Below are 14,907 nucleotides of genomic sequence, written 5' to 3' on the forward strand. Positions count from 1 at the left end.
ACACCGAAAGAGATATACCACTTTCCAACATGCTTTGAGATTGTGACATTCTTGATTTCACCAAGAATCTCTTGTGACTTTCTGAATTTCACAACGCCAATGTCATTAGGTAACTTAACTTGGTTGCCTTTAACCCAACAGTATCTATTGAATTGAACAATACGAATGGAATCATAACCATCAGATTTCTTTTTGAATCGTGGCATGAGTGGTCTAAATTGGACTTCACGACCATCCGGCAATTTAAAGAATCTTGGTTTTTTGGCTTTAATGGTTTTTGCTTTAACTTGGCTTGTTCTTTCGGGTCAAAGAACCTCCCCCAGGCATCACCAAGATCACGCACTTTTTGTTGAAGTGAAACGCCATTTGAACTGTTTTCCAGAAAAGCACACTCAGGTTTTTTTCGTAATTCAGGAATTTTATTGACTAAATTAACTTTGTTGATTCGCTCATTATTAGCAAGCATCTCGAACGATACAGCTAAAATTTGATTCCAAACAAAACGTGCAGAGCCAAGCAACTTGTTTAAAACAAGCTCCTGCTCTGCATTAGGCTCAAGCCTAAATTTATACGCTTTGTTGATTTTCATAAATGAGTATGTATGTGTTAATATAATAAAATGCTATCATTAAATGAACAATCAAACAATGACTGAAATCTATAAAAACCGCTATTCAGCCTTTAACTTACACGTACACCTAGTATTTATTACAAAGTACAGAAAGAAAATTCTAAATGATCTACATCATAAGTATTTTATTGAGTGTGTAGACGAAATATGCAAAGATTTTGATGCAGAGCTAAAAGAATGTAATGGTGAGGCTGACCATGTTCACATGCTTATTCAGTACCCACCAACTGTTCAGCTTAGTAAGTTGGTGAATAATTTAAAATCGGTAACAAGCAGAAGAATGCGGAATGAATTTTTAGATTTACGTGGTAGTTATGCAAAACCTGTTTTATGGTCACGATCTTATTTTGCAGGGTCGTGCGGTGGTGCGCCCTTAGATATTGTTAAGAAATACATTCAAAACCAACAAGCTTAAAATCTGTGAAATTCACCTCCACCCTGACTGTCGGGTGGAGTCCTCTTTTACTTAAAGATAGTCAAATATAAGAACAGAAACCGCTTTTTAGGCGGTTTTTATGTTTAAGCGATACCTATCAACTAATAAATAGCATCTTCTAATCTAGAGTATCTTATCTATATAATAAAAAAGGACGCCTCAGCGTCCTTTTTTACTTTCACTCAATTAATCAAACAAGCGATCAAAGAATGATTTTTTCTTTGGTGATGATTTGCTGTCTTCACCATCCATGGTTTCTTGCAGTTCTTTCAACAATTCACGTTGACGTGCAGTTAAATTCACTGGAGTTTCCACCACAATACGGCACAGCAAATCACCTTGCATGCTGGTACGTACCGGTTTAACACCCTTACCACGTAAGCGGAACAGTTTACCCGTTTGCGTACCTTCAGGAATTTTCAGGCTAACACGGCCATCCAGCGTAGGAATCTGAACCTCCTTACCTAGAGCTGCATCAGCAATTGATACCGGCACATCCATATACAGGTCAGCGCCATCACGCTGGAAGATTTCATGCTCACGCACCACCACTTCTACGTACAAGTCACCTGACTGACCATCACGGATCGCTTCACCCTTACCGGTCAAGCGAACGCGGTCGCCATTGTCCACACCCGCAGGAATAGTAACTTCCAGGGTTTGCTGACGATCCGACACACCCGAACCATGACATTTATTACATGGGTTCTTGATGATCTTGCCCTGACCGCGACAGGTACTACAGGTTTGCTGTACCGAGAAGAAACCTTGCTGCATACGCACTTGACCGGCACCATGACAGGTACGGCAGGTTTCGACATCGTTTGGATTTTTTGAGCCCTTACCATCACAAGCATCACACGGTGCCGGTGCAGTAAAAGTAATGGTTTTCTTGACACCTTTGACCGCTTCTTCTAGAGTCAATTCCATCACATAGCGTAAGTCGGAACCACGGCGTGCACGTTGCTGGCCACGACCACCGCCGCCACCAAAAGCACCACCGAAAATATCACCGAACTGGCTGAAAATATCTTCTGCGCTGAAACCACCGCCGAAGCCGCCACCACCGCCCATACCACCTTCAAAGGCCTGATGGCCCATACGGTCATACATGCTGCGCTTTTCACCATCAGAGAGCACTTCGTAAGCTTCTGCAGCTTCTTTGAATTTCTCTTCAGCTTCAGCATTGTCCGGGTTACGGTCTGGATGATATTTCATCGCCAACTTACGGTAGGCTTTTTTGATTTCATCATCACTAGCGGTTTTAGCGACGCCCAAAACCTCATAATAATCACGTTTAGCCATGTCTGGCGATGCTCCTCACGGAATTTTGTTTAATATTCAACTGAGGTCTGAAATTGGGGTCAAACCGAGTTTTACAAGGGGAAATATGAAAAAAATTATACGCTTTAGAACACAGCTTTGTTTTGAGAGAATTTATAGAAGCCTTTAAACCAGGCATTGATCAGGAAAATAAAAGCAATAAAGCTGAAAATCACTCCGGTCACCACACAGGCTTTGACCCATAACTGGCTGTCCCAGGCAAAGAAAAACAGGGGAATAAACCACAGTGCAGCAAAGATCGCCAAAATGGTATAAATCACGATATTACGCATGATCCACAACGCCTGTGCCTGTAACCAGACCTCGGCATAATCAACTTGAGCGACTTTACGTGCGAACCAGTAGGCCAATAGTCCACTAAACAGGGTAAATAAGGCCAAAAACATGAAGACATAAGCCATCGCTACGGAACGTCGCATCTTGGTTAATGTATCTTGAGTCATGTTTGGTTCAACCTCGTTACCGTATTGGTAGCTCGACCAATGCAGCAATTACTTATTTTTTTAAATTATAAAAATCTCAGGTGCTACTATATTGAAAATTTCCAAATTTCGCACCTGAAATTATGACAAATTTAAACAGAATTTAAACTTTTTTTCACTTTAAACCACTGTGCATATAGGGCAGGCAGAAAAAACAGGGTTAATAATGTCGCCACAATCAAACCACCCATAATAGCCACTGCCATCGGCCCGAAAAAAATACTACGGGACAAAGGAATCATCGCCAGCACCGCAGCCAGTGCGGTCAATACGATCGGACGACAACGGCGTACCGTGGCATTGATGATGGCATCCCACTGCGACTCTCCGGCCTGAATATCCTGCTCGATCTGGTCAATCAGAATCAGCGAATTGCGCATAATCATTCCCGATAATGCAATCGTTCCGAGCATCGCAACAAAACCGAAAGGTTTATTGAAAATTAACAGGAATAACACCACTCCGATAATGCCTAAAGGTGCGGTCAGGAACACAATAAAGGCCCGTGAGATGCTCTTGAGCTGAATCATCAGCAGGGTCATGACGACTGCGAGGAATAAAGGCATGCCGGCATTCACCGAGTTCTGTCCACGAGCCGATTCTTCAACTGTCCCCCCCACTTGCAGCAGATAGCCATTCGGCAGCTCTGTCCGGATTTTTTCCAGTGGCTCTTTGAGTTCATTGACCACAGTAGCGGGCTGCAGTTTGCTACGAATATCGGCACGCACGGTAATGGTCGGTAAACGATTCCGATGCCAGATCAGGCCTTCTTCAAAGCTGTATTCAATTTTGGCAAGCTGCGCCAAAGGTACTGATGTTCCAGTTGCGGTTGGCACGGCCAAACTGCTTAAAGACTCCACCTCCACCCGTTCAGCCTGAGCACCACGTAAACGGATTTCAATCAGTTCACGTTTTTCCCGATACTGATCAATGCCGGCCCCTAAAATCGAGCCATTCAGTACATTGGCCAGTTCACTGCTGCTCACCCCAAGCTGACGGGCACGATCCTGATCAATTTGCAATTTGATGACTTTGCTCGGCTCGCCCCAGTCCAGATGTACATTGGTGGTATTCGGATTGTCTCCCACGGTGGCTGCAACTTTCTGCGCCCATTCACGGACTAATCCTAAGTCTTCACCCGACACCCGGAATTGTAGTGGATAGCCCACAGGTGGGCCATTTTCCAGCAAGGACACCCGGGTACGCACTTCTGGCAATAACTTTCGAATCTGGTCACTCAAGGATTGACGGATTTCGTTACGATCTTCCAAAGAGGATGCCAGCACCACAAACTGGGCAAAACTGGTTTGCGGCAGCTGCTGATCCAGCGGTAAATAGAAACGCGGAGAACCCATCCCGACATAGGCCACATAGTTATCAATACCCTCTTGTTTCGATAAAAAGGCTTCGACTTTTTTCACTGCAGCTTCAGTGGCTTTCAGTGATGCACCTTCTTCAAGTTTGAGATCCACCAGAATTTCAGCTCGATTTGAAGGTGGAAAAAACTGCTGCGGCACCAGCTTAAACATTAAAATGGACAGGATAAAAATCCCGACCGTGGCAGCAATGACAGTTTTACGATAGGTCACACAGGCATCGACCCAACGACGAAAACCCTGATAAAACCGGGTTTTATAAGGGTCATAATGTTCACCGGCATGATGCACAATCGGCTGAGGTTCTGGTTGTTTGCGCAGACGTGCCCAGAGACGCTGATACCACGGCGCTTTTTGAATTAAATCTTTGTTGAAATCCGGCAGAAGTTTATCGCCTAAGTATGGGACAAACAGTACCGCGGCAATCCAGGACACCAGCAATGCAATGGTTACCACCTGGAAAATCGAACGGGTATATTCCCCGGTACTCGAGGCTGCAGTGGCAATCGGCAGGAAACCGGCAGCGGTAATCAGAGTCCCGGTCAGCATCGGAAAAGCCGTGGTGCGCCAGGCATGCCCGGCTGCCTGTAAACGGCTATAACCCTGCTCCATTTTAATCGCCATCATTTCAATCGCGATAATGGCATCATCGACCAAAAGACCCAGGGCCAGAATCAGGGCTCCCAAGGAAATTTTATGCAGTCCGACATCAAACAGCTGCATACCGGCAAAGGTCATGGCCAGCACCAGCGGAATCGAGAAAGCCACCACCAGACCGGTCCGAAAACCGAGCGAGAAAAAACTGACCAGCAATACGATAATCACCGCTTCTGCCAGCACTTTCATAAATTCGTTAATACTGCGTTTGACTGCCACCGGCTGATCGGAAACTTTTTGCAGCTCCATACCGAGGGGCAGGGCTTTTTGCAGGCGGGCAAATTCCTGTTCCAGATTTTTACCCAAGGCAATGATGTCCCCACCCTTACGCATCGATACAGCAATACCAATGCCGTTTTCGCCCATAAAGCGCATCCGGGGCTGTGCCGGATCACTAAAGCCACGATAGACTTCTGCTACATCGCCCAGCTGAATAGTTTTGCCATTGACCAGCAGCGGCATCTGTCTTAATTCTTCAACACTGTTTAATGCGCCACTGACCCGCACCTGAATCCGGTCTGAGCCAGTTTCAAAAAAACCGGACTGGGTGGTGGCATTTTGCTGCTGCAGGGCTTGCTGAATCGCCATGACTGGAACGCCCAGCTGGATGGCCTTGGTATTAGAAATCTCAATCCAGATTTTCTGGTCTTGCAAGCCAATCAGCTCAACTTTGGCAACATCTTTGACCCGTTGCAGTTGCAGCTGTAAGCGGTCGGCGTATTCCTTGAGGGTCGCATAGTCAAAATCTTTACCCTTGAGCACATAAATATTGCCAAAGGTATCGCCGAATTCATCATTAAAGAACGGACCTTGTACCCCTTGTGGCAATTCATGCCGGATATCGCCCACCTTCTTGCGCACGTTATACCAGACATCCGCGACATCTTTCGAAGCCAGGGAATCCTTGGCAACAAAAGTCACCATGGATTCACCCGGACGCGAATAGGCCATGATGCGGTCATACTGTCCCGTGGTCATCAGTTCCTTTTCAATCCGGTCAGTGACCTGTAGGGATACTTCTTTGGCACTGGCACCCGGCCAATAGGTCTGGATCACCATGACTTTAAAGGTAAAAGGAGGATCTTCACTTTGTGACAGTTTGGAATAAGAGACGATACCGATCAGACCCAGCAGGATCATGAAATACAGCACCAGACCTTTATTTTTTAAGGCCCATTCCGACAGGTTAAAGTTCATGCTTAACTCCCTGCCTGAATGGTCACACGACGGTTTTCACGATCAATCGGATTGATTTTTTGCTGGTTACGCAGCAGATGTACGCCGCCAATCACCACATAGTCTTCCGGCTTCAGGCCACTAAGTACAGGAACACTGTCCCGGGCATAGGCACCGAGCTGGACCGGAACTTTACGTAAGGTATGATCCGGCTGGACCACCATGACATAAGCCTGCTGATCCGTTGCCGAGACACTGGATAGCGGCACACTGAGCATATTGTCGCGGCTGTGCTGAAAAAATACCCGGGCACTTTGTCCCAGCTGGATCTGGCCATTGCCTTCACGTAAGGAAACTTTAACCCTGAAGGTACGCGACTGGTCTGCTGCCGGTGAAATCTCGCGAACAAAAGCGGCAAATTTTTCTTCAGGTTTGGACCATAATGTCACTGTAGCTGCCTGTCCAACCTTGATCTCCGAAATAGCCTGTTCCGGTACGCCAATTACCACTTCACGCTCACCGGCAATCGCCAGTTCATACGCCGCCTGCCCGGCAGCCACCACCTGTCCTGTTTCTATATTGCGTGCAGTGATCACGCCGTTTCTGGTGGCAATCAGCTGGTTATAAGCAGTCTGGTTTTTAGCGGTATCGTAGTTGGATTGTGCCTGTTTCAGATTTGATAGGGCGGTCTTGTACTGGTTTTCGATCGCGTCATATTGTGAGCGGCTCACGGCATTGGATGGCAATAACTGCTTGAAACGTTGTAATTCATCCTGAGCAATCTTAGTAGCAGACTGCGCGCTTTCCAGCTGGGCACGTGCTGCATTCAGCTGCAGCTGGGCATCTTTGACATCCAGAGTTGCCAGGACTTGCCCGGCTTTGACCTGGTCACCCACATCAGCGAAGCGCTGGGTCACCTGCCCAGCGACCCGAAATGCCAGCGCCGTTTGCTGGCGTGCCTGCACATCACCGGCATAACTTTTTAATTCATGCTGTGAAGTGGTGGGTGTCGCCACCATGACAAAGGGAACTTCCTGTTGTGCTGCAGCAGTATCTTTGCTGCACCCGCTTAAAGTCACGCTGCAAAGCACCACCATGCCAGCCAATACGCTGTAAATCCTGCTCATCTTATTCGCTCTTATCTGATCGTCTTTTTTAGGGCAAACTATGCTGATATATTGAATTGCTTGTTTTTTAATTAATATACCACCCGGTACACTAATTAAAACTCAAGCTTCAAAGCAATGACCGTATTGACTTTTTTTGGAAGAAATTGTGCAAATACCTGTAGGACGACCCAAGGATCTGGAAAAGCGTCAGCGCATCCTCAGCGTGGCCAAAGCGCTGTTTTTAGCGCATGGCTATCATGCCTCCAGCATGAACCAGATTGCACGTGAGGCAGGTGTGACCAAGCTGACGGTGTATAACCATTTTCAGGACAAGGCGACCCTGTTTAGCTGTGCGATTGAGGATACCTGTGAAGCCATTCTGCATGAACATCCTCAGCTCTTGCAGCCGAGCAGTGACTTTGCGCAGGAGTTTTATCAGGCCTGTCAGCGCGCTTTAAATATTATTAATTTACCAGAAGCGATCAAGCTGGACCTGTTACTGATGGAACTGGCCTCGCAGCAAAGTCCTCTGGCAGAACAGTTTTATGAGGCCTCGCATAGCAAACTGGATGCAGTCTGGAATGATTTCTTTGCTCTGGCCCAACAGTACAGCTTTATTCAGGTCGATCTTCCAGAAAAACAGACCGAGCTGATCGTGTCCCTGCTGACCGGAACCCGTCATCAGAAAATCCTGCTGGGTCTCAGCCCTCCCCCTTCAAGCGCAGAACAGCAACAGATCATTAGCGAGGCCATTGAACTGTTTATGCTGAAATATGCTCTGCCTGACTAAAGCCTTCTCTCAGGATCGAGCACCGATAACCATATGTGGCCTAAAATTTGCTAAAAAAGCAGCCAATGCTCTGCAACTTTTGTCTCTAAGGGACTTGGATTGTCATGCAGTCGCGGTATAGTCAAAGCATGCATGTGAGGGAATAAAAAATGATTCAACAGATTGATGCACCACTACGCGAAGACGTACGCTTACTGGGTAATTTGCTTGGGGAAACCTTAAAATTACATGCCGGGCAGGATTTGTTTAATCAGATCGAGCAGATCCGTGCCCTATCCAAAGGCGCTCGCGATGGACAGGTCGAAGCAGAAAAACAACTGGAACAACTATTTTTGAGTCTAGAAGATGCAGAAATCCTGCCGCTGACCCGCGCCTTTACCCACTTTTTAAACTTTGCCAATATTGCCGAACAATATCATGTGGTACGTCGTCGCCGTCAGAGCGAGTTTGATGACACTGCAGAATCGCCCAATCCTCTGGTGCCTTTATTTGAAAAATTTAAACAGCAGGAGATTTCTGCCGATACGCTGTATCAGCAAATCTGTGAACTGAAAATTGAACTGGTTCTGACCGCGCATCCCACAGAAGTCAGCCGCCGTACCCTGATTCAAAAATATGACGGTATCAATAATGCCCTGTCCAAATTTGACCAGCAGAAACTGACTCCACGTGAACGTCAGGCAGTTCTGGCCGATCTGAAACAGCTGATCAGCTCTGCCTGGCAAACCGATGAAATCCGTCAGCATCGTCCAACTCCGATTGATGAAGCCAAATGGGGCTTTACCACCATTGAGCAGACCTTGTGGAATGCGGTTCCGAAATTTATCCGGGAACTGAATAGCATGGTCACAGAACAGTGTGCTCAGAACCTGCCCCTAGATGTGGCACCGGTACGTTTTGCCTCCTGGATGGGCGGTGACCGCGACGGCAACCCGAATGTGACCCATACCGTCACCCAGGAAGTGCTGTGGCTGTCGCGCTGGAAAGCAGCCGACCTTTATGTACGCGATATTGAAAACCTGCGCTGGGAACTGTCTATCCAGCAATGTAGCCCGGAAATTTCCGAAGCCTTGGGCCAGCCCCATCCTGAACCCTACCGTGAATATTTACGTGACACCCGTACCCGCCTGAAAGCCACACGGCACTGGCTGGCAGAAAAATTAAAAGGCAATGATGCCGATGACAGTCTGGTGATTAAAAGTAAAGACGAACTTTTACAGCCACTCCTGACCTGCTACCGTTCGCTGATGGACTGCAATCTGGCCGAAATTGCCAATGGCAGCCTGCTGGACTTTATTTACCGGGTCAACAGTTTTGGGATCGAACTGCTAAAACTGGATATCCGTCAGGAATCGGGTCGTCACCGTCAGGCGATTTCTGCGATTACCGAATATTTAGGACTGGGGAATTTTGAAACCTGGACTGAACAGGCACGGCAAAACTTTTTACTGCAAGAGCTGCAAAGCAAACGTCCGTTGCTGCCAAAACATCTGAATGAGCCAGCAGGCAGCCTGATTGAACATCCGGATGTACAGGAAGTGTTTGCCACCATGCGTACGCTAGCCGAGCAACCGAGCGAATCTCTGGGTGCTTATATCATCTCGATGGCGGAATATCCAAGTGATGTGCTGGCGGTTTTATTGCTACAGAAAGAAGCCGGCATCAAGCAGGCGCTACGGGTGGTTCCCCTGTTTGAAACCTTAAAAGATCTGGATGGCGCAGCCGCAACCATGTCGACCCTGTTCAATATGCACTGGTACAAACAGCATATTCAGGGCAAACATGAGGTCATGATTGGCTATTCGGATTCTGCCAAGGATGCTGGTTTTATGTCGGCCAACTGGGCCCAATATCGTGCCCAGGAAGAACTGACCGCAGTTGCCCAACAACATGGCGTGCAATTGACCCTGTTCCATGGTCGTGGCGGTTCAATTAGCCGTGGCGGTGCGCCAACCCAGCAGGCACTCTTCTCTCAACCGCCAGGGTCGATTTCAGGTGCGATCCGGGTGACTGAACAGGGCGAAATGATCCGTTTCAAATTCGGTCTGGAAGAAATCGCCCTGCAGAATCTGGAAATTTATACCGCTGCAACACTGGAAGCGACCTTACTCCCGCCACCTGAACCCAAACAGGAATGGCGCGACTTGATGCATCAAATGACCGAGCTATCGGTGCAGGTCTATCGCCAGACCGTCCGGGAAAATCCGCATTTTGTGAAATACCTGCGTACCGTCACGCCAGAACTTGAACTGCAAATGCTGCCACTGGGTTCACGGCCGGCGAAACGTAAAGTCAGTGGTGGGATTGAATCACTGCGAGCGATTCCCTGGGTCTTTGCCTGGACCCAGATTCGCCTGATGTTACCGGCCTGGCTCGGTACCGGTGCTGCATTAAATGCGGTACTGGATCAGGGACAACGCACGGTACTGGATGAGATGCTGGCAGAGTGGCCGTATTTTCAGACCCTGATTGATATGCTGGAAATGGTACTGTCCAAAGCCGATGCCAATGTGGCGCTATATTATGAATCGCATTTGACTCAGGATGAAGATCTTAAAGTTCTGGGAACAGAACTGCGTCAGCGTTTGCAGGATGCTGTACAAACCCTGTTGAGCTTAAAAGGCGAATCGAAACTCCTGAGCAGTAACGGTGTACTGGATCAGTCGATGAAAGTACGTAAACCCTATTTGTTACCGCTGCACTTACTGCAAGCTGAACTGATGAAACGTCGCCGTTTATATCTGGAACAGCAGCAGGCTGAAAATACCCCGGTCGATCATGCCTTAATGGTCAGCATTGCCGGCATTGCAGCCGGTTTACGTAATACCGGCTGATTTTTCGCCCTCGCGTTCAAAGCACATCCTGGTGATGTGCTTTTTTTGTACATGAATTGGCCAAAACCACTCACTGCATCGTATTTTTTATAACTAAAATAACAAATCTTTATGAGTGAATTTTAAGCATAGCTATATGATTAATCCACTGATTTAACGCTACTTTTATATTAAAAATATTTACCAATTGATAAAAAATAAATAAAAGTCAATGAATTAACTTGAACAAAAAGTTGAAAGGAGTGATTAAAACTTCCAAAAAACCGGAGTATGATGTGCACAATTTATCTTTTGAGTGCTCATTTTATGTCCAGTTGGTTTCCCAAATGGCGCCCGTATGAGGGCAGTATCGATGCACGACCAGTAGGTACCGCAGAGTATTTGCCACCCGCACAAACGGTAGTTTTGGGTGTACAGCATGCCTTTGCCATGTTTGGCGCAACCGTACTGGCACCTTTTTTAATGGGCTTTGATCCAAACCTGGCAATTTTAATGTCAGGGATCTGTACCATCCTGTTCTTTTTAATCACCGGTGGCCGGGTTCCAAGTTATCTAGGTTCAAGCTTTGCCTTTATTGGTGTGGTCATCGCAGCAACTGGTTATGCGGGTGGTGGCGGACTGAATCCGAATATTGGCGTTGCAGCAGGCGGGATTATCGCATGTGGCATCTTCTATGCGCTGATGGGCTTTCTGGTCATGGCGACGGGCACCCGCTGGATCGAAAAGCTGATGCCACCGGTAGTGACCGGTGCCGTGGTGATGATCATTGGCCTGAACCTTGCTCCAGTCACGGTTAAAAGCGTCATGGGCAACACCTTTAATATGTGGATGTCTCTCGTTACCGTGATGTGCATGGGCTCGATTGCCGTCTTTACCAAAGGCCTGCTGCAACGCCTGCTATTATTGGTCGGTCTGTTACTGGCCTATCTGATCTATTTCATGCTCAGCAATGTCATGGGTTATGGCACTGCAATCAACTTCCTTCCCATTCAGCAAGCAGCCTGGTTCGGTTTACCGACCTTCCATGCACCGACCTTTGAATTGAATGCCATGCTGATCATTGCGCCGATTGCCTTGATTCTGGTGGCTGAAAATCTGGGCCATATTAAAGCCGTAGGTGCGATGACCGGTGAAAACCTGGATCCGCATATTGGTAAAGCCTTTGTTGCAGATGGTATTGCCACGACTTTAGCGGGTGGTGTGGGTGCGCCGGGTATGACCACCTATGGTGAAAACATTGGCGTGATGGCCGTAACACGGGTCTACTCGACTATCATCTTTGCCGTCGCGGGTGTCTTTGCTGTGTTCCTGGGTTTATCGCCTAAGTTTGGTGCGATTATTCATACGATTCCGACAGCGATTCTGACCGGTGCTTCGATTATAGTCTTTGGTTTGATTACTATTGCTGGTGCCAAAATCTGGATTGAGAACAAGGTCGATTTTTCGCAGAACAAGAACCTGATGGTGGCTGCGGTGACCATTATTTTAGGTACGGGTGATTTTGCCCTGACTTTTGGTAGCTTCAATCTGGGTGGTATTGGTACGGCAACGTTTGCAGCCCTGTTCTTAAACTGGTTCTTCAGTCTGGTCGATAAAAAATAAAATTCAGCGATGCCTGGGCACAGCCTGTTGCAAGCAAAAAGACCGAACATATATGTTCGGTCTTTTTTGTAGCCTAAAACAGTCTGTCTAGAATGAACTGTTTTAAGTGACTGGCAATTGATTCACGTTGGCTTATTTCTGTTTTTTAAGCGCTTGCTTCAGTTGCTTCAATTTGCCTTTATGTTTTGAAATCTTTTTCAAACGTGCTTTGATTTCTTGCTTTAAAGATTTAACTTGCTTAGCCATGGTATTACTCCCTAGTAAGGCTATTCGTTAGGCTTGTGTTGTTTCACAAAACCACGAATAAATTTTCTTAATTCACGAGCAGCACTAGTATCCAGTTCTTCGCAGAGACGAATAAATTCATCACGCTCCGTACTCTGAATACGAATTAAAAGTTGTCCATCTTTCTTGCCTGTCTTTATTTTTTTGATTTGCTCGCTCATTGCTTATCTCTCCAAAATAAAGACTGCTTTGCAAAAGATGTATATACAATATATATACTTTTTAAATTAAATCAAACTTACATTGTAAAAATATTTAATAAAATCAATTTCTTTTTTTTACTACAATTTCTATAAAACCGTGCAAAGCCTGTCCAGGCAAGGCTTTAGGCAATTGGCTGAATGGGCTTTTTATGGATAAATTATTTTTGCAAAAAGGCGATGTTATGCTTAAAAATCGCCATGGCTACAGCAAGATCTCCTGCATAGCTTGAAGATCGTCCGGCGTAGTTGAACTGAAATGAGCCTGTTTAAGGACGAAACTCTTTCAGTTCACGTTGAATAAAGTATTGGAACATTTCACGGTATAGATGTTCAATAAACTCCTGATCGAGGCCCTGCTTTTGCGCCAATGCCCTAACATTTTCTACAATCTGTTCCATACGTTCTGGTGACTGCAAATCGGTTTCGGTTTTTTTGAAACGGGTGGTTTGATCAACATAAAATTGACGCGCAGCGATCAGCTCAACTAAAGCTGTATCAATGGCATCGATCTGTTGACGTGCATGTTCTAGTGATTCAGCTTTGATCTTTTCCATGTTTTTTCAGTTCACTTTCAGTTTGATTATTACTTTTATACTTTTCTTCTAACACATTACTGAAAATACTTTCAATCATCCAGACCCGATATAAGCTATTAAATGTATAACTTTGATCATCTATCCGCAGTTCCAGTACCGGAAAGTTCGGCTGCGACTTCATTTCACAGAGCATATCATTGTCCTGCAGCTTCACCAGAATATCGTTCTGGGTCAGATCTACAATATTTAACTGTTGCTGCAAAAGTTTGAAATGGGGTGCATAAGACAGGTCTTCACCACGGGTCCAGACAGCCTGCAAGATCTGGTACATCGCCTCAATCCGCTGCTCCTCGGGACAGCTATAAAATAACTGTGCCATTGGCGCAATCGCCTGCTCGGTCGGTCGGCAAAACGGGGTAAATTCTACGTCCGTCCGTTTGGATAAACGTGTGGCCAGACTCCAGTCAAACTCATCCCGGCCACGATAGGACAAGGGATAGACATTCAACTGGATATTATAATAATCGGCCAGTTCTTCCTTGATATAGGCCAGCAAAAGCCAGGAGATCGGATCTTCCAGCGCGATATACAAGTCCAGTTCCGGATCCATCGACTGGATCTCGTTCAGCTCTTCAGCATCACTGATCAGATGCTCACGCCATTCAATGTGATCGATCATAAAAATCGGATTACCGGTCAGCAGTTTTTGCTGCTCCAGACGCCGGGTCAGACGCAACAGGTCATCGACTGCCTGATACTGGCGACCGCCTAAATTAAAATAGCTGGCCAGAATCGGGGTCTGATCAAAAATACGTTCGGGAAAGTCCTGTGGCTGATGATGACGACTGGCCATGGCATAAAGGGTTCGTAATTTTCCGGTCTGTTTTTGCCAGAGCATATGGAAAACATCTTCCAGCAAATACAGGAAATCTTGTCCACGCAGAGGTGTATGCCGCAAAATCAGTTCAGCCTGTTTTAAGGCCTCAGCGCTCGGTAATTCCGGCGTATCATGAAAACTGAAACGATGCTGTTTTGACAGAATCTTGGCATCATTTAGGGTGTAGTGCTGCCATTCATCAAAAGACATCTGATTTGGGGGGGCTGCATGCGAACTGGAAATAATTACTTTCAGCGGCTTGAGCTGCGGACTTAAAATTTCTTCGAGCTGGGGCAGCTGCTGTACCGCCAGATAGCTGTACACATCATCCAGTCTTAAATGGATACTCAGCCCATCTTGAATAGATAACACCGTTTGACGGATTGGTTTCTGGTAAAACCAACTCGATCGGATTGGATCAAACCAACGGCGTAACAGGGACATGAGTTCGGCCTCGACAAAGATGACGGTGTGCAGTTCAAAAAATTGAATCTGTACAGAATAATCTATTTTTAAGATCGCAGAGCCAAAGCCCTGCATGGTGTAAAAACTTATATCAAGTCTTGACA

Annotated in this window: 11 protein-coding genes and 1 pseudogene; 4 read left to right on the forward strand and 8 right to left on the reverse strand. The window is 46.4% G+C overall.

Annotated features, from left to right (window positions below; translation table 11 throughout):
* Positions 1-589: pseudogene (locus PV763_RS13580) on the reverse strand (RNA-guided endonuclease InsQ/TnpB family protein); the annotation flags it as partial.
* A 43-nt stretch (positions 590-632) separates the two neighbouring features.
* Here PV763_RS13580 and tnpA point away from each other — a divergent pair.
* Complete coding sequence (gene tnpA, locus PV763_RS13585; protein ID WP_305158304.1) at positions 633-1,046, forward strand: IS200/IS605 family transposase; 414 nt, start codon at positions 633-635, stop codon at positions 1,044-1,046.
* Between the two features lie 207 nt (positions 1,047-1,253).
* Here the strand turns inward: tnpA and dnaJ are convergent, their stop codons facing one another.
* The 4 genes from dnaJ to PV763_RS13605 form a co-directional block, all read right to left on the reverse strand.
* Positions 1,254-2,372 carry a molecular chaperone DnaJ gene (gene dnaJ, locus PV763_RS13590; RefSeq protein ID WP_180001689.1) on the reverse strand — a complete coding sequence of 373 codons (1,119 nt, stop codon included), beginning with the start codon at positions 2,370-2,372 and terminating at the stop codon, positions 1,254-1,256.
* Between the two features lie 104 nt (positions 2,373-2,476).
* On the reverse strand, positions 2,477-2,854 hold the full coding sequence (locus tag PV763_RS13595; protein ID WP_420938027.1) for a hypothetical protein: 378 nt from the start codon (positions 2,852-2,854) through the stop codon (positions 2,477-2,479).
* A 131-nt stretch (positions 2,855-2,985) separates the two neighbouring features.
* Entirely contained in the window at positions 2,986-6,123 is a 3,138-nt protein-coding gene (locus PV763_RS13600) for an efflux RND transporter permease subunit (RefSeq protein ID WP_420938028.1), read from the reverse strand.
* 2 nt (positions 6,124-6,125) lie between these two features.
* Entirely contained in the window at positions 6,126-7,229 is a 1,104-nt protein-coding gene (locus PV763_RS13605) for an efflux RND transporter periplasmic adaptor subunit (RefSeq protein ID WP_420938029.1), read from the reverse strand.
* A gap of 148 nt (positions 7,230-7,377) precedes the next feature.
* On the opposite strand from PV763_RS13605, the gene PV763_RS13610 reads away from it, so the two are divergent.
* From PV763_RS13610 to PV763_RS13620, 3 genes are all read left to right on the forward strand, one after another.
* A complete protein-coding gene (locus PV763_RS13610; RefSeq protein ID WP_005268199.1) occupies positions 7,378-8,001 on the forward strand; it encodes a TetR/AcrR family transcriptional regulator in 624 nt (207 codons plus the stop codon).
* Positions 8,002-8,150: 149 nt separating this feature from the next.
* Positions 8,151-10,835 carry a phosphoenolpyruvate carboxylase gene (gene ppc, locus PV763_RS13615; RefSeq protein WP_005268200.1) on the forward strand — a complete coding sequence of 895 codons (2,685 nt, stop codon included), beginning with the start codon at positions 8,151-8,153 and terminating at the stop codon, positions 10,833-10,835.
* Positions 10,836-11,141: 306 nt separating this feature from the next.
* Positions 11,142-12,437 (forward strand): solute carrier family 23 protein, encoded by a 1,296-nt coding sequence (locus PV763_RS13620; RefSeq protein WP_004728924.1) that lies wholly within the window; start codon positions 11,142-11,144, stop codon positions 12,435-12,437.
* Positions 12,438-12,703: 266 nt separating this feature from the next.
* On the opposite strand, the gene PV763_RS13625 is transcribed toward PV763_RS13620, so the two are convergent.
* From PV763_RS13625 to PV763_RS13635, 3 genes are all read right to left on the reverse strand, one after another.
* Complete coding sequence (locus PV763_RS13625) at positions 12,704-12,883, reverse strand: hypothetical protein (protein WP_004280844.1); 180 nt, start codon at positions 12,881-12,883, stop codon at positions 12,704-12,706.
* Positions 12,884-13,191: 308 nt separating this feature from the next.
* Positions 13,192-13,479 carry a chorismate mutase gene (locus tag PV763_RS13630; protein WP_004647685.1) on the reverse strand — a complete coding sequence of 96 codons (288 nt, stop codon included), beginning with the start codon at positions 13,477-13,479 and terminating at the stop codon, positions 13,192-13,194.
* A complete protein-coding gene (locus tag PV763_RS13635; protein WP_420938041.1) occupies positions 13,460-14,782 on the reverse strand; it encodes a hypothetical protein in 1,323 nt (440 codons plus the stop codon). The genes PV763_RS13630 and PV763_RS13635 overlap by 20 nt, the downstream gene beginning before the upstream one ends.
* Between the last annotated feature and the right edge of the window lie 125 nt (positions 14,783-14,907).

The organism is Acinetobacter sp. AS5, assembly GCF_048957595.1.
Lineage (GTDB): Bacteria > Pseudomonadota > Gammaproteobacteria > Pseudomonadales > Moraxellaceae > Acinetobacter.